The organism is Paenibacillus sp. LS1 (genome assembly GCF_026013365.1).
Taxonomy (GTDB): domain Bacteria; phylum Bacillota; class Bacilli; order Paenibacillales; family Paenibacillaceae; genus Paenibacillus.
Map to the genome: position 1 here is coordinate 1 of NZ_JAPDOE010000017.1, position 21,135 is coordinate 21,135.

Sequence of the window (21,135 nt, forward strand, 5' to 3'; positions counted from 1 at the left end):
ACTCACCCGTCCGCCGCTAAGTATCAAGGAAGCAAGCTTCCTTGATACTCCGCTCGACTTGCATGTATTAGGCATGCCGCCAGCGTTCGTCCTGAGCCAGGATCAAACTCTCCAATAAAGATGAATTTCAGTAGCGCGGTTAAACGTTATGAACATCATCTCAGTATTTGAAAAGAGCGATAAGCTCATTTTGAATCTGACGAGATTAAAAATCTCTTTTTTGCTTCGAAATCATACAGTCCAAAGACTTATATCGATTTCTCAGCATCGATCTTGCAAGCAAGATCGTTACTCACTCGTTGTTCAGTTTTCAAAGATCAAACTTGTTTCACTGCCGAACGTTGTTCTCTTCAGCAACTCTTATATATTATCATGTCCGAACCAACTTTGCAAGCTCTTTTTTTAAGTTTCTTTCGAAGCTTATTTCATTCGCTTACCGCACCGTGTAAACCGTGTTTTCTTGGCCGGAATTAGAATATACCATGTACAGATAAGGAACGCAAGTCTTTTTTCGAAAAAGATTAATTCTTATACAATTAGTATCCTGTAGACCTTTTAACAAGTATCTCCTTATAACCAGCTAAATGATACATCTGCGCACTAACTTTAATGATCGGAGTAATTAACTCAAATACGCAAAAAGGTTTTTCGTATGATCCCTAATCCAATTATAGAGAAACTCATGTTGTACAGAGTACAGACTCATCAGGTTATAGAAACTTATTAACCGATGATTTCATTAGATAAACAACCAACAAATCATAGATCATTATACTCATTCCTTCTTTATAGAAGGAAAACATTTCTGAAATTCGTTTTTCCCAAGAAAAGAATACAAAAAAAGCGAAAGCTCCGGGTCTAATCCCGTGGCTTCCGCTTCTTTCATTTATAAGATAAGAAACTTATCTCAGATAACTTTTTGTTACACCTAACGGACCCTTACTCCCCGCCAATAAATACGTATCGGCAGATTACGATGATCGCCAAGATCCACATGAGCCAGTGAATTTTCACTTTACGCTCTGTAACCAAGTTACTGAACACCGCCAGAATCACATAAGATACGATACCTGCGGAGATCCCGTTTGCGATTCCGCCTGTGAAAGGCATCAATACAATTGTAAGGAACGCTGGGAAAGCTTGCAGGAAATCATCCCACTCGATGCTACGTACTTGACTCATCATAAGCACACCCACGATGATCAATGCGGGAGCTGTTGCAGCGGATGGAACAACCAGCGCAAGCGGCGCGATAAACAGGGCCAAAATGAACAGCAAACCTGTCGTCACGGAAGTCAGTCCTGTACGTCCACCTGCCTCAACACCTGAAGCACTTTCAACGTATGCCGTAATGGTACTTGTACCCAGTGCAGCACCTGCGCTGACACCAACTGCATCGACGAGCATCGCTTTACCGATGGTTTTTTCGCCTTTTTTCTTATCCTTCATAATACCCATACGTGTTGCAGTACCTACCATCGTACCGAACGTGTCGAACAATTCAACGAAGGTAAAGATGAAGATGATCTCAAACAATCCCAGACTGATAGCACCTTTCAAATCCAGTTGTCCAACCGCCAGATCACTGAAGTTAGGCAACCAGCTTGCGCCTGAAAGACCACTCAGATTCGTAACGCCCATCGGAATACCAATCAGCGTTGTTGCTACGATCCCGATCAGCAGAGCGCCTTTGACGCGCATAACCATCAGTATAGCAATAAGGAGCAAACCAATCAGAGCCAGCAATGCATCGTGATGTGTTATAAAGTTACCCAATGACAGGTTAAAACTGCTACCTGGAATCGGCTGACTCAGGTCTGCGTCTGGTGCAACATTAACTGTTACAGCCACGAGATTAGCAAGTTTGAAACCGATAATGGTAATAAAGAGACCGATACCCACCGTAATGGCCATTTTGATCGACTGTGGAACTGCTACAAGCAGCATTTGCCGAATCTTCGTCACGGTCAAAATAATGAACACGATACCGGAAAGGAATACCGCCCCGAGAGCAGCCTGCCATGTAATCGCTCCATTCGAGCTTAGAACGACAGTCATGAAGTACGCATTCAATCCCATACCTGGTGCGAGCGCGATCGGAATATTCACGAACAATCCCATAATAATAGTCATTAATCCGGCGCCGACGGCTGTTGCAAAGAATACTGCATTATCCGACATCCCCGCACCGGTTTGACCCAAGAACAACGTATTCACAAAAAGAATGTACGCCATTGTCATAAACGTAGTGAGACCCGCAACAATCTCCGTTCTAACGTTTGTTCCGTTTTCTTTTAATTTAAAGAAACGATCCATAATTACTAACTCCCCCTTAGAGATGTTGAAGCCATATTGAAAAACGACAAATGACCCTGAAGAAGATTCTTCACCCAGGGTTCAGCTGACAAGGAGAGGCACGATGCCTTTACTAAGAACAAAAAAAATTCTAATGTGCGTGATGTCCCGCAATCATGTAGAATTCCTGTGCTCAGCCTTCTCCTCTTCGTAGCCAGATCATTAGGGTGATCTCGTAGAGACTCCCAGGCCCAATCCCCAGGATTATACGAATAAGTATGCGCTATTTGTTTGTTTCCCATCACTATTTTAGGAGGGCAGTATGTTTTTGTCAATGAGAAAAACGAATATTAATCTCACCCTTTTATAATATCGTTCGTATTATTTAACAGATTGAACCAGTTCAGCGGTTTACAACCCAATTGAATACGCTTTTTCGGATGAATTCTCAAGGGAATATGTTCATTCTGTCAGACTGAAAGATCAGCAAATTAATATAAAAAACTACCCTGATCAAAGGGCAGGAAGGCCTCTGATCAGGGTAGCTTATGTTTTTGATGCGTTTTAGCAATCAGGTGAGTCATGATCTAGGAATAACGATGTCTGGTATTCCTAAAGCATATATTGATTAGGTATATGGAGTAACTTGCGACATGCGCCGGAACTACTTTTTACCGGATCAGTCCTATGTTAATTAAATCTCTGTCTGCGGAGCATCCTGTATCTCTTGTCGATCCTGATTCGTGTTCGTTGTTAAGTCAGAGGATAACTCCTGGTTTCTGGTCTGATCGGAAGAAGCATCCGCTGCCTCTAAGTTCACAAATGGAAAATCTCCCGAACCGGAAGCTAGGTCTTGCACACCTGAACCACATCCTGCCAGCATCACCATCAGAAACGCACTTCCAATGCCCATTTTCCATTTGCTCATATAGTCGGTTTTACGCATACATTCAATTCTCCCTTCAGTAGCCATATAGCTCTTAGTATGTACTTATTGTACAGGCTGGACCTGAAAGGATCATGAAGTGAGCTTTAAAATGGGATGAAATTGGAGAGTTGATGACTGGAGAGCAGTTCCCCAATAAAAGTTTTATCATAATATGAGCAATAAAAAAACTCCCTTCTATTTGCGAAACAACGCAGATAAAAGAGAGTCATTTTTCAATCTATTGTTAATGCTGTATACCCTATTCCCACTCGATTGTTGCAGGTGGTTTCGAAGTTACGTCATAAACGATACGGTTTACGTTATCGACTTCGTTAACGATCCGTACGGAGATTTTCTCAAGCACATCCCAAGGGATACGTGCCCAGTCCGCTGTCATACCGTCGATGGATGTTACGGCACGAATACCTACAGTGTAGGAGTACGTACGTGCATCACCCATAACGCCGACACTCTTCATGTTCGGCAGGGCTGTGAAGTACTGCCAGATTTCGCGGTCAAGACCCGCTTTGGCAATCTCTTCACGCAGAATGTAATCTGAATCACGAACGATGGTAAGTTTCTCTTCAGTAACCTCACCAAGAACACGGATCGCAAGACCCGGACCAGGGAACGGCTGACGGTGAACAATTTCGTCCGGCAGGCCACACTCGGTACCTACTTTACGCACTTCATCCTTAAACAGCGTGCTCAATGGCTCAATCAGTTTGAAGTTCATGTCTTCAGGCAGACCGCCCACGTTGTGGTGGGATTTGATCGTCTGTGCAGTTGCTGTACCACTTTCTACGATGTCCGTATACAGTGTACCTTGCGCCAGGAATGCAAAATCATCGAACTGCTTGGACTCTTCATCAAATACGTAAATAAACTCGTTACCGATGATTTTACGTTTTTGTTCCGGATCATCCACGCCAGCCAGCTTGGACATAAAGCGCTCTTGTGCATCAATTTTGACAACTTTCATGTCGAATTTGCCGACAAACGTCTCCATTACACTTTCCGCTTCGCCTTTACGCAACAGACCGTGGTCGATAAACATACATGTCAGTTGATCACCAATGGCTTTGTGAAGCAAGGCAGCCACAACGGAAGAATCTACACCGCCGCTAAGCGCACACAGTACTTTACTGTCGCCAACTTTTTCACGAATGTCTTTGATCGTGTCATCGATGAATGTCTCCATCGTCCAGTTGCCTTCGCAACCACAAACTTCGAACAGGAAGTTACGAATCATGTCGTTACCGCGAACAGAGTGACGTACTTCCGGATGGAACTGAACAGCATACAATTTACGCTCATCGTCGCTCATGGCAGCGATTGGCGCACTTTCCGTGCCTGCATCCAGTTTGAAACCTGGAGGAAGTGTAACCACGTGGTCACCGTGACTCATCCATACGGTATGTTCGCCTTCAATGCCTTTTGCCAGTGTAGATCCAGCGGCAAACTCAAGGTCTGCTTTACCGTACTCTCGCTTCTCGGAACGTTCTACTTTACCTTCTAGCTGCTGGGCCATAAGCTGCATCCCGTAGCAGATACCGAAGATTGGCAAGCCTAAGTCATAGACAGCCGGGTCCACGTGCGGAGCGTTCTCAGCATATACGCTCGACGGACCACCCGAAAATACGATTCCTTTTGGTGCTATTTCTGCGATCTTTTCCGCCGGTGTATTATACGGCAAAAGCTCGCTGTATACGCCAAGATCCCGGATTCTTCTGGCGATTAACTGATTGTATTGACCCCCGAAGTCAAGGACAACTACAATTTCATTCTGCTTATTCATAACCGTGCCTCCCTCAATTCAATGAAACTAATTATACGCAACGACAAAACATACCGTCAAGGAAAGGCGAAACTCCTTTTTTCGACATTTTAAAACAAGGGTTACCGAATGCCTCTGAATATGAAATTCCGAATAGAAAGCTTGGAAGTAAGATGCTGGTTCATGTGTATGATCGTGGAAAGACGCCTCGTTCGCAGCATAGCGAGAAAGGCGTCTTATATATGGCATGCAACGATCAACAAACACTGCACAGTAAACATAGAATAGAGGCGCCCGTGGTATCATCATCCGTCATCAACCTGCCAAACTGTATCGGAAAGCGATAGCGAGAGTTAAATCATTGCAGGTTGTGTAGCGTCCTTGTTGTAACATCCTTGTGTTACAACGTCTGCATCCGCTGGGCCAGACGAAGTGCCCTGCGCAGGAAGTCCAGACTGTCCGCGCGCAGCGGACGGTCTGGCCCGTACAGCAGCCGTTCCCAGTCGGCTGCAAACCGCGCGATGTCCGCGCCGTCCGCGCCTGCTGCCAAAGCCGGTGACGCTGCATATTCTCGCAGCGTCATGCCCGGCGGCCGCGGGCCGTACCGGCGCGCAAGCACGGCCCAGACCGGAGCGGCGGCGCCTAGCAGCCGCTCGCGGTCTGGAAAGCTGCTGCGTGGCCACGCCAGCAGCAGCCTTATCCGCAGCGCGGGGCGTAGCCGCCGCATGCGGACCAGAGCAGCGGCGCCCAGCAGGGCCGCTGCTACAAGGGCTGCCGCGAGCCATGGCTCCGCGGCAAAAGCCCGTGCGCGGGCGAGCAGCCATGCGCCCGCGTAAGCCACTCCGCCGCTCATATACGGCGGAGTCTCCGCAACAAGCTGTGGCCCGGCGAGCGCTGCGACATCTTCGCCCACGCCTTGCGCCATGGTGAAGCCCGGCGTAGCCTCAAACGGCATCCAGCCTGCACCCGGAAAATACACCTCTACCCAGGAATGTGCATCTCCCTGGGAAATGATGTACTGACCGGGTGTATCCGGGTCAGCTACTCCCGGGCCAAAGCCTTTAACCCAACGTGCGGGAATTCCCTCTGCACGCAGCAGCACAATCATGGCTGTGGAGAAATGATTACAATACCCCTGCCGTGTGACGAATAGAAAATTGTCCACAAAATCTGTTCCTCGCGGTGGCATACGGGTATCTAACGTGTATTCGGCATGAGCAGCCAGATAAGTTTTCACAGCCTGTACAGCGTCATAACGGGTATCACTTCCTTGCATGATTTCCTTGGCAAGACTCTGCACTCGACCCGGAAGTGTCGTAGGCAATTGCAGATATGTCCTCCGAATAGAGGCCGGATCTTTCCCTTTATCCGTTTCCCCAAGTAGACGTAACTGTTCAGGCGATGCCACTGGAACCATGATGTCCGCTGTATAATGTTTAACCGTCTTATCATTCCCGGAGCCTGCGAGCCACAACGTTGCGGAATCTCGATTAGACAGCAAAGAAAGCAGGTTCTTCTGATTATCCTTATTCTTATCCTGAAACGATACGTTAACCGGTATGCCACCGGTAAAAAGTGGATTTGGTCCCCTCCACTCTCGCTGCATCGTGACGGTTTGACGAATGCGACTCCAATAGGTTGGATTCTCCCATCCATCGGTGCGCAGCAATCCGGATGGACTAGCCGTTTCGAAGCTTTGACCAGGATCACTCCAAGTACTACCGTTATAATATGAACGGGTCTCTCCTCGCCAATACGTCACTTCCGGACTTTTCGCCGTAAAAAAGATGGCGTTCCCCTGCACCAAAGGTGCTCCCATGGGCGCATCCGCTGTGCTATATCCCGTGACCGCTGTTGCAGCAGGGATACTATTGTTCTGCGTATAACCTGCCCAGCGGGCTAAGCGTTCACCCATCTGCTCGAGCGATATGCGTTCCGGTTGAGGTATAGAAGCGAACTGACCAGGTAATGCAGAGATAAGTACCATGCCTGCGGAAGCCACAATGGTTACCATACTCCAACGACCATAGGGACTGCCGCGATAACTCGGGGTAGTGACTCCTCCGTTAAGACGAAGTAGCTGAAGCAGCGCCTGAATAAGAAAAATCCATAGGACAGACCGTATCACCGAAGCATACACATCCAGTCCAGCAAAGGATTCAAGCAGAAGCAAATAGAGCAGCGTTGCACTGCCAAACAGCATAACGCTTCGACGCAGCAATACAAGGGATTGCACAGAAGCCATGAGCATGCTCCAGCCGCACATCATGAACAAACCTCTCGTTTCTGTACTAATCGAATGAAATCGCCAGTTATTCATAAAAGTGTCCATATCCGCTGACAGTATTCCCGGGTAAGCAACTGCCCAACGGGCAGGATCACTTCCTCCGTACATCAGACATAGAGCAGCGAGTGCAATGAACAATCGGATTATTGCTCCCGTGACCCAGCCTGTACGAATTAACCCCGCGAGCAGCAAAGCTCCCGTTAATCCCGCCATCACGGACAAGAACCGTTCACTGCCCTGCTGATTCGATGACGTAACAGGATATATCCATTCCAGAGACAGTATGAGTAAAATGGCCGAAATAAAAATTTTGTACAGGACAGGTACTGCAACATGACCTTCATCCTTTACATCGGTTACCATTGTCTGGTTCACAGTTTGATATACAGAATGAGCCGATTCTATATTGACTTCTACGGACTCCCTGTCTACCGCAGTAGAATTCGGTCGATCGTTTCCATTATGCTCCCACATCCGTTACCTCCGCCTTTCCCATTGAAGATAACGCGCTGTCTGTGACCGAATGGATCGGCACCCCGCTGTGACGAAGCTGCTCCAAACTCAAACTGTCATATCCCAATCCATTCATCGACCTATCGGTTGATCCTAACTGGGTCGATTCAGTCAGCTGCACCTCTACGCGGTAACCCAACCCCATTGCAGACATGATCCATTCCCTCAAAGCCTGATCCAGCTTACCTGTGAGAACCACAATACGAGACCCGCTCGCCAATCTATCCAGCATCTCCGTGCGAAGCGAAACCGAGACAGATTCCGCCTTGGATATTCGTGCCCCCGCAAGCTTGTCCAGTCTATGATTCTCATCATCTACATGGAATGGTCCCTGTTGCCTGTGATCTTGTTGGTCATAGCTCTTGTTGCCACCTTCCATCCACAGATGATAAGGAATGTCATCCCGTTCAGCGGTATGAACCCAGCGGGCAGCTGCACGAACCACACGTTCAAAAGCAGGTGAATCCATGATCCCCGCCTGTTTCACGTCATAACCCGACGCGGCTTCATATACAAGGATGCCCAGCGAAGCTAAATCTGTGGTTTCGGGCAAAAAGGTCTGAAGTCGACCTGTTTTGGCTGTGCTTTTCCAATGAACACGTCCCAGCGGGTCCCCCGGCTGATATTCACGGAATTCAGGACTACGGTTTGCCTGGCTGTTTCTCCGTTCAGACAGCGTCCCTTCGATCATGGCTGCAGATTCTACCGAATCCCCCTTCCCCCAAGCCGTTGCTTGAGGAACAACAATCAAGGGCGTGTCGCCTGTGGTCTCTGCGGAGAGCGTATTCCAGCCAAATATATCCCCCCAGTACAATCTTCCTGTATTCCATCTGTAGACTCCTCTGCGTAAACCAGAACATTCATATTGATAGGTAAATTGACGACGTGTTCCCGGAAAAATCAATTTGCGATGAACACCTGCAGGGGTGTTCTCACACAGAACGATCCATAACAATGGAATACGGCATTCGAATTCCAGCTCGACCAGAACCCTTACCCGCTCACCTGCCTCAATCCGGCTCGTGTGCATTTTCCGACGGATATTAATACGCCGTGGTTTGAACCAATGAAGAAGCAGACCTCCTGCGAACATCAAGAAAGCCATAATGGATAGAAATAACGCCGCTTTGCCCCCATGCCACTGATACAAGGAAGCGAAAGCCACCACCAAGGCAGCACTCAAAATCCGTTGTCCCAGCGCATTCATTGCCTACGTCCCCTTCCCTGTGATGCCATTTGTACAGGTACCGGGACCGATGACAATGCTTCTTCAATGACTTGTACTTGCCCCCAAATCTCCGCTCTGTTCTGAGCCTTCAATTGAATACGATGAGAAAGAACAGGCACAGCCACCTCTTTCACATCATCCGGAATGACATATCTGCGTCCTTGAAGGTAAGCATATGACTGCGCCGCAGCCATCCAGGCTAGTGTTCCACGCGGGCTGATGCCCAGTCTTACCGCCGGAAGGCTGCGAGAGGCCACAGCAACTGCCACCAGATACTGTTTGACGACGGGATCAACATGTACCTGTTTGACTTCACGCTGCATAGCTACGACCTCTTCCGCAAGCAGGACGGGACGAAGATCATCAAGCGCTTCTCTATTTTGCATGCGGGTTAACAATTCCAATTCCTGTTCCGGATCGGGATACCCCAGTCCAATCCTCATGATAAATCGATCCAACTGCGCTTCAGGCAGACGGTACGTACCCTCGAACTGTAACGGATTCTGTGTCGCCAGCAGAAAGAAGGGACGTGGCAAGGCATAGGTTGTGCCATCAACCGTAATACGTCGTTCCTCCATTGCCTCCAGGAGGGCAGACTGGGTACGGGGTGAAGCCCGATTTATTTCATCAGCGAGAACGATGTTGGACATGACGGGCCCGGGCCGAAACTTGAATTCAGCTGTATGCGGGTGATAGATTGAAGTGCCCGTTACATCTGCCGGCATCACATCGGACGTGAACTGAATCCGCCCCATAGAGCAATCCAGCGCAGAAGCAACAGCACGAACCAGCATCGTTTTCCCGGTACCCGGCACATCTTCCAGAAGTACATGACCCCCACTAAGCATTGCAGTGAGGACATAACGAATCTCTTGTTTTTTGCCAATAATCACACTTTCAACACGCTTCATAACCCTGTTTAGCAATTCAACTGCATGTTCATGTTCCATTCGGATATAAGCCATTTCTCTTAATCTCCTTCCATCCATCGGCATTCCTGAGCCATAGTAATCTATGATTCAGTGTTGCCCGGAAGTAGAGAGAATAGTCCTGCAAGAATGACTTTCTTCAGATCATTTTATACTTATATATGAAGTTCATTGCCGAAATGGATATGGAAGAACCTGCCTTTACCGTCCACTCTGCTTCATTACTGGTTAAGGAATTCACCCTTAATCCCATCTGCTCCAGTAATTCACGTAACGGAACCCAGATGGTCCCCCCCTGACTATGCACTGCTCCCGTTTCAATTGCCCCCGTCGTTGTCAGTTTTCCGCTCACACTGTCTGCATGAATCGTTCTTTCCTTCCATACAGCTGTGGCTGTCCTTGTTTCAGGGTCCCAGCGAGTGCTGCCTCCGAATTTTTTCATAAACGTACGCAAAGGCACCATGATTCGCTGACCTTCCATGCGAAACTCACCCGGTTGCAGGGTAGCCGCTGCTAATCCCACCTCTACTTTCAGCTTCTTGCTTGCGAGCCACAACGTCGCATTCGCTTCTACATGCTCTGCGATCCAGGCCTTTCCTGGTGCCTTACGCGTCTTATACTTACCATCTGGATGTACACGGAATTGAACCGGTTGATCCGTACTCTTCATCGTGTCAAAACGATATCCGTGATCACGATAATATTTGATAATACCCGGAAGTGCTTTTACCGTTTCAGCATGTGCACCTCCGTCATGCATCAGGACAATGACAGAACGTGCTCCAGCAGGTACTTTGGTCGAATTGCTGAGGATTTCTTTGGCTGGGACACCTTTGCGCTTGGAATCCCCACTGTCGACGTTCCAGTCCATGACCGTGTATCCACCCAGTTGGAGCAAATCAAAATAACTCTGGTCAAAATGACCATAGGTACCGCCAGGTGCTCGCACCAGATCCGGACGAAAGCCGGTTATACGCTCCAGCACTGCCTCTGTCTGCTTGATCTGTTTCCAGAACACTTTGAAATCACTGTACAGCTGTTCATATTGATGATTGAACGTATGATTGCCCAGTGCATGTCCATCCTCCACAAGCGCCCGGATTAGCTCGGGATAACGCTCGGCCTGCTCACCCAATACGAAAAATGTAGCCAGAGCTTGCTCCTTGCGTAAAATATCCAATACTTCACGGGTATGGTTACCCGGTCCGTCGTCAAAACTCAGATAGACTACCTTATCTTGATTCTTCTTTTCTGCCGAGACAGGCTCATCTGAGCCGGCAGCAGAAGAGGCGGCAGCCGTACCTGCATAGGTAGCAAATGCACATAACAATATAGCTATTCGCACTAGAATGACAGACCATTGTCCAGATAAAAACATATGTATAGGTGTTGCGGAGTTTTCCCCTATTTCCTTGATGCTTAATTCCGGTCCCTGTACCATTTACGAATCGACCTCCACCGTCTCTAGTAATTTGCTGATAGACTTCAGCAGTTTTGTTAGAATTATATGGAGGCTTCCTTGAAAAAAGACGCGATTTTGTTTAATAATTTTTCACAATTTGGTATGGAGCGTGATTGATTCTTCGCTTCGGATTAGGTAGCATAATGGACAGGCAGAACGTATTCAAAACACCTTGGAGAGGAAGTATGCTCCCACCCCGTCTTCAGGAGAGTGAAATCTATTGGAATTGCTTGAGAAGATCCAACATTTGTTTGGGTCCTATGGATACAGTGTCTTATTTTTTGGCTTGTTGCTCGAATTCATCGCACTCCCCTTTCCGGGTGAAACGACTATGGCTTACGCAGGGTTTCTCTCCTATAAGGGACATCTGGACTTTGGAATCCTCACCATACTGGCTTTTCTGGGAACGACGATTGGCATGACCATCACTTATTTTATTGGAGCCAAAGCAGGTCTGCCCTTCATAACACGATACGGAAAATGGTTTCTGCTGAAGCAGGACAAACTCGATAAAACGCAAAAGTGGTTTGCCAAGTATGGTAATGCCTTAATCTTCATCGGTTATTTCATTCCGGGAGTAAGACATTTCACTGGATATTTCGCAGGCATAGCCGCTGTTCCCTTTCGTAAATTCGCTCTCTACGCCTATTCAGGCGCGTTGTTCTGGGTAGTACTGTTTCTGGGCATTGGCAAAATATTCGGCCCCCAGTGGAATGCCGTATTCCATCTGGCTCATCAGTATGCAGCATATATCGTGGGAGGCATCGGCTTATTGCTCATCGCAGCCGTGCTTTACCGTTACCGCAAAGCATGGGCAGCGAGATCCGTATCCAAGCCCACCCCTGTTCGACAAAGACAAAAGTAAATTCAAAAGAATGTGTGTCTATAAGTAAGGAGCCGCGTATCATCGCGACTCCTTTTTTTTGCGTTTATCCTAACGGCGTAAGAACTAATCATTCTTTTATGTTTTTGTGATAATCCGAATTCATCCAGGTCATACTAACTTGAAAATATAGGGTGTATAGGGAGGTGAAGGTATGAGCGATGCAACGCAGGACCGTCAAGATCAGAGGCAGATCTCTCCGGATCTGAGCGAAAATACAGAATATTGCAAGCAGGTGATGGGGAACAGCAACGACTTGATGATGCGCCCTTTGCAGTGTCTGCATAAATGGCCTGCCGTCATGTTGTACATCGATGGGTTGGTGGACGTACATATCCTGAATCATTCCATCCTGGAATCCCTGTTAAAGACGCATGAACTGCCGGAATTCTCGGCAGATGATGAGCATCTAAGCTACCTCCAAAATGACATTCTGGCTGCGAGCAATGTAGTATTCGTTGATGACATGGAAGATGTGCTTAATGCTCTCCTATCAGGTTCCGCTATCCTGCTTATCGAAGGGTGTGTACGCGGGTTAAAAATTGACGCGGCTGGTTGGGAAGACCGTGCTGTTGGTGAACCTATCTCACAAACCGTTGTGCGGGGTCCTATGGAGGGCTTCAATGAAAATTTGCGTACGAATACTTCCTTAATTCGCAAAAGGATTCGTGACCCTCATCTCTGGATCGAAGAAAGGGAGATTGGCCGGGTCACCAAAACAAGAGTTGCCGTCTTATATCTGGAACATACCGTCGATCCGGGGGTCGTGAAGGAACTAAGGCGCAGACTCGATGAGATTGATATTGACGGGATTCTGGAAGGCGGGTATATCGAAGAACTTGTACAAGACGAGACAGGCACGCTATTCCCCACCGTTTACAATAGTGAACGTCCAGATACGGTTTGTGCTGCCTTGCTTGAGGGCAGAGTAGCCATCATCGTAGACGGTACACCTTTTGTATTGCTGGTCCCGGCCCTGTTCGTGCATTTCTTCCAATCACCGGAGGATTACTATCAACGGGCCGATATCAGCACATTGATTCGTATGATTCGTTATCTGTCCTTTTTTATCGCTCTACTCGCTCCATCCTTCTATATTGCCATTACCACCTTTCACCAGGAGATGTTGCCCACCAATCTGCTCATTAGTTTGGCAGCTCAACGTGAAGGCGTTCCTTTTCCCGCATTCATTGAAGCCATACTCATGGAATTGACCTATGAAATTTTGCGAGAAGCAGGTATACGTATCCCAAAAACAGTTGGTCAGGCCGTTTCCATTGTCGGAACGCTGGTCATTGGCCAAGCCGCCGTAGATGCAGGGGTTGTTTCGGCTGCCATGGTTATTATCGTTTCCATTACAGCGATATCCAGTTATGTCATTCCAGAGAATGGATTGTCTATCTCTGTCCGAATTCTACGCTTTGTATTGATGATTCTGGCGGCAGCTTTTGGTTTCTACGGTATTCTAATTGTTCTGCTCATTACGGTTACACACCTGTGCAGCTTGCGTTCTTTTGGCGTATCGTATATGTCTCCCTTTGCACCTTTCATTCAGAAAGATCTGAAGGATACTCTGTTTCGTGTACCTTGGTCCCATATGAAAACCCGGCCACTCTCTACGGGTACTCCGAACAAAACCAGACAAGCCAACAAAAAAATGAAGCGTTAATTCGGTAAGGAGAACAACGTATGAACAAGTGCCTCCGATTAATTTTATGCATTGCATTCCTCTTCCCTCTCCTTACCGGATGTTGGGATCGTCAGGAACTCAATGAACTTGGCATTATGCTCGGTCTCGGTGTGGACAAGGATGGAGATTTGATTAAAGTGAGTGCTCAGGTCGTTGTGCCAAATGAGGTCTCCTCCAAAGCTGGGGGTGGAAAAGGTACTCCTGTTACGCAATATCAGGCTTCCGCCCCTACTCTGTTTGAAGCAATTCAAAAGCTGACCGAGACAAGTCCACGCCGCATATTCATGGCGCATATCCGTGTACTGGTATTTGGCGAAGAATATGCCCGCAAAGAGGGAATTTACGATGTTATGGAAGCATTAATGCGGGAACCTACAGTCCGGCCCGATTATTACGTCATGGTTGCTCGAAGTACAACAGCCTCCAAAGTACTGGACGTGCTTACCCCATTGGAAAATATTCCCGCGGAGAAGTTATTTAATTCTCTGGACGTATCCTCCAAAACCTGGTCTCCCACAACAACCGTAACCGGAGACCAATTAATCGAATATATGCTGACTCCCGGAATACAGCCCGTAATCACCGGTGTAGAGGTTATTGGCAATTCAGAGAACAGCGGGAGCAAAGATAATATTGCCACAATCAAGTCTCCAGCCCGTCTGAATTCCACGGGATTAAGCATCTTCAGGAAGGACAAACTGATTGGCTGGTTAACGGAAGATGAATCCAAAGGATACAACTATATCCGTGACAATGTGGTGTCTACTATCAGTCATCTGCCTTGCCGAAAAGGAGGAAATGTGACTTTTAAAGCCCTCCGCACCAAGACTGAACGTAAAGCGAAGGTCGTTGATGACCAGCCTGTGATCCACATCAAAATCAAAAATGTGTCTTCCATCGGTGCAGTAGAGTGCGGAATCAGAATTGGTTCGATGGAAACCCTCAAAGAATTGGAAAAAGACAGTGAGGAACGACTGATAGAGCTGATGGAAAAATCGGTGAATTCAGTGCGGCGAAAATTCCATGCTGACATTTTTGGATTTGGTCAGGAAGTATATCACGCTGATCCTAAATTTTTTAAACAGATTGAGAATGATTGGGATAAATATTTCGAGAATCTGGATGTTAAATATGAAGCCAATGTTCAGATCAAACGTGTAGGTACACTGGATGATTCATTCAAGGATGATTTGAAGGAGTGAGACCGGATGTTGATTACAATTACTGTTATTGTCATAGGAGGACTTGTAGGCATGGTTGATCTTCCGGGTCTCATCCGCCGCAAGGAATGGAGGGAAACAGCCGTGTACAGCGGTATGCTCGTCATTGCCACAGGGTTCAGTGTGATTGCAGCAAACCTGTGGGATTTTCCGAGTCCGCTCTATATCATCATGTGGATCTATGAACCTGTTAATCAATTCTTGGCACGTCTGACGGGAACCTAGAAAAAGGAGAGAACCATTATGCTTGAACAGGGGCGCCTTGGAACAAGACAATTGACCACTCTCACTTTTATGATGGTGGTCGGGGATATGATGCTGATCTACCCCTCAGTCATCACATCCTATGCCAAACAAGACTCCTGGATCTGTGCTTTTATAGGCGTTCCTCTGGGGATGGCATTGATGGCTATGATCCTGAAACTGTGCAGCATGCATCCAGAAAAAAACTTGGTGCAGATGGCACGAAGTATTTTAGGGTTCTGGCCAGGTACTTTCTTTTCCTGCTTCTACCTGTTCTTTTTCATTATTGGTGCTTCCACTCATACGAGAGAAGTCGGCGATTTCATGACCACACAAATCTTTCAGTACACTCCGATCCGCATCATCATTCTGATGTTCGTCATCGTGATTGGCTGGGGAGTATCGCACGGATTAGAGGCGATGGGACGAAGTAGTGAGCTACTGATGCCTGTCGTTATTGTGTTTATTGTGGTCCTTGCTGTCTGCCTGCTTCCTCAGATAGATACCAGCAATTTAAAGCCAGTAAGTGATACGGGTGTGGTCTCTATCTCGCAGGGCATTCTGGTAAGCATTATATATCCCATCGGTGAAGCCGTGCCCATCATGATGATTCTGCCCTACGTTGCCAAGCAAGCTCATCGAACACGGGACGTACTTATTGCAGCAGGCTTAGGCAGTTTGATATTAGCAACGCTTGTTACCATCTCCCTGCTGGTTTTGGGTGCCTTTCTTACGCAACATAACATATATGCTTCTTTTATTTTGTCCCAGAAAATCAGTATTGGGGGCTTTTTTGAACGTATTGAAGCCATTATGGCTTCTTCGTGGCTGATCTCAACGTACTTCAAAGCGATGATATATTTATATGCCTTTATTGTTGGTTGTGCGGAACTGTTTAAGCTTAAGCAGTATCGGATACTTGTACTTCCTGCGTCCATACTCGTTTTCGGATTAGCTAATCTGGTCTCACCAAGCATAACCTTTATCGTGATCGCCATTGTTCCATATTGGGTAGATTGGGATACCACACTGGGGATCATTCTTCCGGGCTGTCTTCTGCTAATACAATTGTTCAAGTCGTCTTACAGAAAATCATCGGTTACTCAAAACAAATCCTCACAGGAATGAATTTTTTGGGGAAGGAGCCTGGCATGGATGGAAAAAGGAACGCTCACGGTTAGACAGTTCACTATGTTGGGTTGATTCTGCCGTTTCCATCAGGTGCTGAAATTAGAAATGAAGCTCATCAATGAATGTCATCCATGCTGATATAGTGAAGGAGAGCGGTGTCTATGTTAATAAATGAAAAAATCACCATTAGGCAATTTGCAGTCCTTACCTTTCTAGTCATGGTCGGGGACATGATTCTACTCTATCCCTCAGTGGTTACTGCTTCGGGTCAGCAGGACGCATGGATCTGTTCTCTTATTGGTCAGCCGATCGGCATATTTATCATGTGGGTGCTATACAAACTCCATCAGACACACCCTGAACTATCCCTTATTGAAATCTGCCAAAAAATACTTGGCCGGTGGGTCGGGGCTGTTTTGTCAGCTGCATACCTATTTTATTTCGCCATAGGCGCTGCCATATGCATCCGTGAAGTCGGTGACTTTATGACCACACAGATCTACCTCCAGACTCCCATCCGGGTCATTCTGATTATCCTTATGTGCGCTTTGGTCTGGGGGCTTATGCATGGCTTGCATACAATAGGAAGTAGCAGTGAACTGCTGACGCCCATCGTTGTTGCCTTTATGATTTTGTTATTTCTCGGGCTAATGCCCAAAGTAAACAGTTCACATCTGCAACCTTATTTGAACACCCCTTGGCTCCATCTGGTTCATTCCATCATTCGGGGAGCATTTACTTCCTTTGGTGAACTCATCGTAATCACCATGGTTCTTCCTTATGTGATGTCCGGGCCTCATATCAAACGTGATATGTTACTAGCTACCTTATGTGGAGGGCTACTTCTAACCACACTATTGCTCATTTCGCTAATGATTTTTGGACCCTTTCTAACCCAGCATGACATCTATATCTCCTATACCCTGTCCCAGAAAATCAATATCGGCAACTTTTTCGAACGAATTGAGGCCTTCATGGCGACCGCTTGGTTAATTGCTACCTATTTCAAAAGCCTGCTGTACATGTTCTCTTTTGTCGTTGGAACAGCTCAGCTATTTCGGTTAAAGACATACAAACCTCTAGTCCTGCCATCAGCGATGTTATTATTCGCGTTAGCTGTCCTGATTTCTCCCAATGTCATCTTCTACACTAATACGATCATGCCTGCTTGGGTAGATTGGGATGTCACTGTTGGTTTTATTATCCCGCTGCTGCTTTTGCTTGTGCATCGGCTTCGCTCTGGCAAGAGCAAGAACAATTCAACCCATCCTAAACGATTGCCCACTTAAAAAGGCTGTGTTCACGGTGAATTCCGCGAAGCACAGCCTTTATTGATGAGACGCTTACGAGTTTTATTTGACACATGTCTAAATCACTACAATGCCTGTACAGCCTCAAGTGCAGCCTCGATATGTCCTTTGACCCGAACTTTGGACCAGTCCTTGATCAATTTCCCCTCTTCATCAATCAGAAAAGTGGAGCGAACCATCCCCATGTACTCCTTGCCATACATTTTCTTCAGCTGCCATACCCCGTATTGCTCGGCTACAACATGCTCTTCATCCGACAACAAGGTGAACGGCAGTCCATACTTGGCAATAAACTTGTCATGTTGTTTCATCGGATCTGTACTGATCCCGAGAATAACGGTGTTCAGTCCTTCAAAGTCAGCATGTCGATCCCGGAAATCACAAGCCTGTTGCGTACAGGACGAGGTCATATCCTTAGGATAAAAATAAAGAAGCACCCGCTGTCCGCGGTAATCCGAGAGCTTCACCGATTCCCCTGTACTGGATGGAAGCTCAAAGTCCGGTGCCAATTCGCCTACAGTTAGCGTCATGTTAGTTCCTCCCTAGTCTCCCCCATGAATTGCTATAGGGCGTTTATTATGATCCTGCTCCGCGATACCGCTTCACGCCATAATTCCACAGCAGCAATCCCATGGAACCAAACACCAGTCCCATCACAGGTGTCAGGAGCGCCATCCGATGCATCTCGGACCTCTCCAGGAACAATGCTGCCGGATAGATGCCCACGAAGGCAAACGGAATGACCCAGGTTAGCAGCACCTGAATGGCACGGTTATAGATCGTTACCGGGTAACGTCCATACCCTTGAATGTTATACATCAATGGCAGAATACCTGTTGGTGCGTCCGAATAAAAGGACAACGAAGTCAGAGTGGTATAAATGCCGGCATAGATCATGACTGAACTGAGTGCCAAAATAATCAATGCAGGGATATGCCACCACTCCAGCACAAGTCCCATCTCTGCTCCGCTAAAGATCATGATGATCAAGCCGATAAACGAGCCCACGAGTGCAGGCGGATCCACATTTTCAAGCAATATCTGGAACAGGTTATGTGCAGGACGTGTCAGAATCCGATCCATCTCACCTTTGACGATGTACCGCTCACTGAATCCCCACAGATTGATAAAACAACTGAAGATGCCATAGGGCACCATAAAATATCCATAAACAAAGAGCACTTCACTCTCACTCCAGCCGCCCAGGTTATCCGTGTGGCGGAAGACCACGAAGATAAAGATCAGGTTGGTCGCCTGGAACAGAAGATCCGATAAGATCTCTACCCAGAAGTCGGCACGGTACGTAAGACGTGTTTTCATGTAGTTTTTCAAATATTCCCAGATCAGACCCATATAGTACATATCTGTTATCCCCCTTGCACGAACAGACGCTTGCGCGCCTTACGCCAGATCAATACCATCGGAAGCAGCAGCACGGCAAACCAGAACACCTGAATACCGAGTACATTCCAGATGGCGGTACCTTCCACTCTTCCAGTGAAAACGGAACCGGGCAGATACGTAATGGCCTGAAAAGGCAATACCTTCATCACAGCAGACATCCAGCCTGGATACAGGCTGATCGGGATGATTAGACCAGAGAACAGATCGACCACGACGCGTTTCATACGCATCATACCTTCATTGTTTTCCACAAAGAATGCCGCCAGGCCCGTTATCACATTAATCTGGGAATTAATGAGGAAACTGAAGAACAGCATGACGAGAAAGCCAATCCAAGCGGACGGTGCCGTAGGCAGTTCAACCGGGAACAGCAGAATAGCGATGAGCATCCCCGGAATCATGAGCAGCAGAAACCGGAAAATGCCTTCGCCCAGACCTTGCATCATTTTGACCATAACGTAATTGATCGGCCTGATGAATTGAATCGCGATGGAGCCATCCCGTATGTCTGCGGCAATCTCTCGATCCAGGTTGTTAAAGTAAAAAGCACGTGCCATCCAGGATACGGCGATATACGTGGTCATCTGCGCTGCCGTGAAGCCGCCAAGTTCACCACTGCTACCGTAAATGGCCTGCCAGGTAAAGTAATACACGCCGATATTCAGCGTATATATCAAAATGCCGGAGTAATAATTCACCCGGTATGCCAGCATCGTTAGAAAACGGATGCGCATAAAATCAATAAATGCACTATTCATCTCAGGATACACCCACCGCTTCTTTCCCTGCTCCCACAATCTCGGGACGCTCGGCGGAACCGGATTGGTATATACTGCGCACAATCTCATCCGTGTTGATCTCGATAATCTGAATATCGGTAATATCGGCCTGTCCAACGACACGTCCGAGTACATCCGAAACATTCAGTTCCAGCGGAATCCATACGGATGCGGACAATTCATTCTCAACCGTCCAACGTACAGGCAACGCTGCAGTCCATTCCTGCATCTGACTGATGTTGTGAGCTGAACCAAATTTGAAGCGGATCTCCCGCTCTTTACCCCACTGGGACTTCAGATGATCCAGACCTCCATCATAGATGATGTTGCCTGCATCAAGCATGATGACCCGGGAACACAGGGCCTCAATGTCCTGTAAATCATGGGTTGTGAGCAAAATAGTCGTTCCATGCTCCTTGTTCATGTCTTTCAGGAAATCCCGAATCTCCGACTTCACGACAATATCCAAGCCAATGGTTGGCTCGTCCAGGAAAACAATACTCGGATTATGCAACAAGGCTGCCACCAACTCACAGCGCATGCGCTGACCGAGACTGAGCTTACGTACTGGACGGCTTAACAGGTCCTGCAGCTGCAATCGCTCAACCAGTTCATCCAGCCGTTTGCGGAAATCGGCCTCTCCGACACGATATACTTTGCGCAATAAATGGAAGGATTCGATAACGCCAATATCCCACCACAATTGACTGCGCTGACCAAAAACAACACCAATATTCTGTACAAACTTCTCCCGTTCCTGATACGGAACATATCCACCAACCGATATTTGCCCTGAAGTAGGCACCAAAATGCCGGTCAACATCTTGATTGTTGTTGATTTACCGGCACCGTTCTCCCCAATATATCCGCATATTTCGCCCTGCGGAATCTGAAATGAAATATCATTTACAGCCAATACCTCCTGGTATTGACGTGCAAACAGGTCTTGGAATGCGCCCTTCAGCCCACCTCGGCTTTTCTGGACGCTAAACGACTTGCGCAAATCTTTGACATCAATCGCCAGCATGATTATACCTCACTTGGATTTTGTTGAAA

At 47.3% G+C, this 21,135-nt stretch carries 17 protein-coding genes, 1 rRNA gene and 1 riboswitch; of the genes, 6 read left to right on the top strand and 12 right to left on the bottom strand.

What is annotated here, in order from left to right; translation table 11 throughout:
- The 8 genes from OM416_RS29320 to OM416_RS29355 form a co-directional block, all read right to left on the bottom strand.
- Nucleotides 1-118: ribosomal RNA gene (locus tag OM416_RS29320) — 16S ribosomal RNA — on the bottom strand; the annotation flags it as partial.
- A gap of 821 nt (nucleotides 119-939) precedes the next feature.
- Entirely contained in the window at nucleotides 940-2,316 is a 1,377-nt protein-coding gene (locus OM416_RS29325; RefSeq protein ID WP_264935424.1) for an NCS2 family permease, read from the bottom strand.
- A 170-nt stretch (nucleotides 2,317-2,486) separates the two neighbouring features.
- Nucleotides 2,487-2,587, bottom strand: a riboswitch (purine riboswitch).
- 402 nt (nucleotides 2,588-2,989) lie between these two features.
- Nucleotides 2,990-3,241, bottom strand: coding sequence for a hypothetical protein (locus tag OM416_RS29330; RefSeq protein ID WP_264935426.1), 252 nt, complete (start codon nucleotides 3,239-3,241; stop codon nucleotides 2,990-2,992).
- A 241-nt stretch (nucleotides 3,242-3,482) separates the two neighbouring features.
- Entirely contained in the window at nucleotides 3,483-5,021 is a 1,539-nt protein-coding gene (guaA, locus tag OM416_RS29335; protein ID WP_264935428.1) for a glutamine-hydrolyzing GMP synthase, read from the bottom strand.
- 379 nt (nucleotides 5,022-5,400) lie between these two features.
- Nucleotides 5,401-7,761, bottom strand: a complete 2,361-nt coding sequence (locus OM416_RS29340; protein WP_264935430.1) for a DUF4129 domain-containing transglutaminase family protein — start codon at nucleotides 7,759-7,761, stop codon at nucleotides 5,401-5,403.
- Nucleotides 7,748-9,007, bottom strand: coding sequence for a DUF58 domain-containing protein (locus tag OM416_RS29345; RefSeq protein WP_264935432.1), 1,260 nt, complete (start codon nucleotides 9,005-9,007; stop codon nucleotides 7,748-7,750). The genes OM416_RS29340 and OM416_RS29345 overlap by 14 nt, the downstream gene beginning before the upstream one ends.
- Nucleotides 9,004-9,993, bottom strand: coding sequence for an AAA family ATPase (locus tag OM416_RS29350; RefSeq protein ID WP_264935434.1), 990 nt, complete (start codon nucleotides 9,991-9,993; stop codon nucleotides 9,004-9,006). The genes OM416_RS29345 and OM416_RS29350 overlap by 4 nt, the downstream gene beginning before the upstream one ends.
- Before the next feature lie 103 nt (nucleotides 9,994-10,096).
- Nucleotides 10,097-11,398: a polysaccharide deacetylase gene (locus OM416_RS29355; protein ID WP_264935437.1), complete on the bottom strand. Its 1,302-nt coding sequence runs from the start codon at nucleotides 11,396-11,398 to the stop codon at nucleotides 10,097-10,099.
- A gap of 241 nt (nucleotides 11,399-11,639) precedes the next feature.
- Here OM416_RS29355 and OM416_RS29360 point away from each other — a divergent pair, with 241 nt between their 5' ends.
- The 6 genes from OM416_RS29360 to OM416_RS29385 all read left to right on the top strand — a co-directional run bounded on the left by OM416_RS29360 (nucleotide 11,640) and on the right by OM416_RS29385 (nucleotide 17,875).
- On the top strand, nucleotides 11,640-12,284 hold the full coding sequence (locus tag OM416_RS29360) for a DedA family protein (RefSeq protein WP_264935438.1): 645 nt from the start codon (nucleotides 11,640-11,642) through the stop codon (nucleotides 12,282-12,284).
- A gap of 172 nt (nucleotides 12,285-12,456) precedes the next feature.
- Nucleotides 12,457-13,971: a spore germination protein gene (locus OM416_RS29365; RefSeq protein WP_264935440.1), complete on the top strand. Its 1,515-nt coding sequence runs from the start codon at nucleotides 12,457-12,459 to the stop codon at nucleotides 13,969-13,971.
- 20 nt (nucleotides 13,972-13,991) lie between these two features.
- Nucleotides 13,992-15,194 carry a Ger(x)C family spore germination protein gene (locus OM416_RS29370; protein ID WP_264935443.1) on the top strand — a complete coding sequence of 401 codons (1,203 nt, stop codon included), beginning with the start codon at nucleotides 13,992-13,994 and terminating at the stop codon, nucleotides 15,192-15,194.
- A gap of 6 nt (nucleotides 15,195-15,200) precedes the next feature.
- Nucleotides 15,201-15,437 (top strand): hypothetical protein, encoded by a 237-nt coding sequence (locus OM416_RS29375; RefSeq protein ID WP_264935445.1) that lies wholly within the window; start codon nucleotides 15,201-15,203, stop codon nucleotides 15,435-15,437.
- An 18-nt stretch (nucleotides 15,438-15,455) separates the two neighbouring features.
- On the top strand, nucleotides 15,456-16,583 hold the full coding sequence (locus tag OM416_RS29380) for a GerAB/ArcD/ProY family transporter (RefSeq protein WP_264935447.1): 1,128 nt from the start codon (nucleotides 15,456-15,458) through the stop codon (nucleotides 16,581-16,583).
- A 164-nt stretch (nucleotides 16,584-16,747) separates the two neighbouring features.
- The gene (locus OM416_RS29385; protein WP_264935449.1) at nucleotides 16,748-17,875 is read left to right on the top strand and encodes a GerAB/ArcD/ProY family transporter; all 1,128 of its coding nucleotides are present in this window, start codon (nucleotides 16,748-16,750) and stop codon (nucleotides 17,873-17,875) included.
- Nucleotides 17,876-17,961: 86 nt separating this feature from the next.
- On the opposite strand, the gene bcp is transcribed toward OM416_RS29385, so the two are convergent.
- Genes bcp through OM416_RS29405 form a run of 4 tightly spaced genes read right to left on the bottom strand, consistent with a single transcriptional unit; the run spans nucleotide 17,962 to nucleotide 21,106 of the window.
- Nucleotides 17,962-18,426, bottom strand: a complete 465-nt coding sequence (gene bcp, locus OM416_RS29390) for a thioredoxin-dependent thiol peroxidase (protein WP_264935451.1) — start codon at nucleotides 18,424-18,426, stop codon at nucleotides 17,962-17,964.
- A gap of 46 nt (nucleotides 18,427-18,472) precedes the next feature.
- Nucleotides 18,473-19,258, bottom strand: coding sequence for an ABC transporter permease (locus OM416_RS29395; protein ID WP_264935453.1), 786 nt, complete (start codon nucleotides 19,256-19,258; stop codon nucleotides 18,473-18,475).
- Between the two features lie 5 nt (nucleotides 19,259-19,263).
- On the bottom strand, nucleotides 19,264-20,058 hold the full coding sequence (locus OM416_RS29400; protein ID WP_062837592.1) for an ABC transporter permease: 795 nt from the start codon (nucleotides 20,056-20,058) through the stop codon (nucleotides 19,264-19,266).
- A 1-nt stretch (nucleotide 20,059) separates the two neighbouring features.
- Nucleotides 20,060-21,106, bottom strand: a complete 1,047-nt coding sequence (locus tag OM416_RS29405; protein ID WP_062837593.1) for an ATP-binding cassette domain-containing protein — start codon at nucleotides 21,104-21,106, stop codon at nucleotides 20,060-20,062.
- Between the last annotated feature and the right edge of the window lie 29 nt (nucleotides 21,107-21,135).

Bases quoted from the DNA above. Each gene is read 5' to 3' on its own strand.
- OM416_RS29325 (WP_264935424.1), bottom strand. From the start codon at position 2,316: ATGGATCGTTTCTTTAAATTAAAAGAAAACGGAACAAACGTTAGAACG.
- OM416_RS29330 (WP_264935426.1), bottom strand. From the start codon at position 3,241: ATGCGTAAAACCGACTATATGAGCAAATGGAAAATGGGCATTGGAAGT.
- guaA (WP_264935428.1), bottom strand. From the start codon at position 5,021: ATGAATAAGCAGAATGAAATTGTAGTTGTCCTTGACTTCGGGGGTCAA.
- OM416_RS29340 (WP_264935430.1), bottom strand. From the start codon at position 7,761: ATGTGGGAGCATAATGGAAACGATCGACCGAATTCTACTGCGGTAGAC.
- OM416_RS29345 (WP_264935432.1), bottom strand. From the start codon at position 9,007: ATGAATGCGCTGGGACAACGGATTTTGAGTGCTGCCTTGGTGGTGGCT.
- OM416_RS29350 (WP_264935434.1), bottom strand. From the start codon at position 9,993: ATGGCTTATATCCGAATGGAACATGAACATGCAGTTGAATTGCTAAAC.
- OM416_RS29355 (WP_264935437.1), bottom strand. From the start codon at position 11,398: ATGGTACAGGGACCGGAATTAAGCATCAAGGAAATAGGGGAAAACTCC.
- OM416_RS29365 (WP_264935440.1), top strand. From the start codon at position 12,457: ATGAGCGATGCAACGCAGGACCGTCAAGATCAGAGGCAGATCTCTCCG.
- OM416_RS29370 (WP_264935443.1), top strand. From the start codon at position 13,992: ATGAACAAGTGCCTCCGATTAATTTTATGCATTGCATTCCTCTTCCCT.
- OM416_RS29375 (WP_264935445.1), top strand. From the start codon at position 15,201: ATGTTGATTACAATTACTGTTATTGTCATAGGAGGACTTGTAGGCATG.
- OM416_RS29380 (WP_264935447.1), top strand. From the start codon at position 15,456: ATGCTTGAACAGGGGCGCCTTGGAACAAGACAATTGACCACTCTCACT.
- OM416_RS29385 (WP_264935449.1), top strand. From the start codon at position 16,748: ATGTTAATAAATGAAAAAATCACCATTAGGCAATTTGCAGTCCTTACC.
- bcp (WP_264935451.1), bottom strand. From the start codon at position 18,426: ATGACGCTAACTGTAGGCGAATTGGCACCGGACTTTGAGCTTCCATCC.
- OM416_RS29395 (WP_264935453.1), bottom strand. From the start codon at position 19,258: ATGTACTATATGGGTCTGATCTGGGAATATTTGAAAAACTACATGAAA.
- OM416_RS29400 (WP_062837592.1), bottom strand. From the start codon at position 20,058: ATGAATAGTGCATTTATTGATTTTATGCGCATCCGTTTTCTAACGATG.
- OM416_RS29405 (WP_062837593.1), bottom strand. From the start codon at position 21,106: ATGCTGGCGATTGATGTCAAAGATTTGCGCAAGTCGTTTAGCGTCCAG.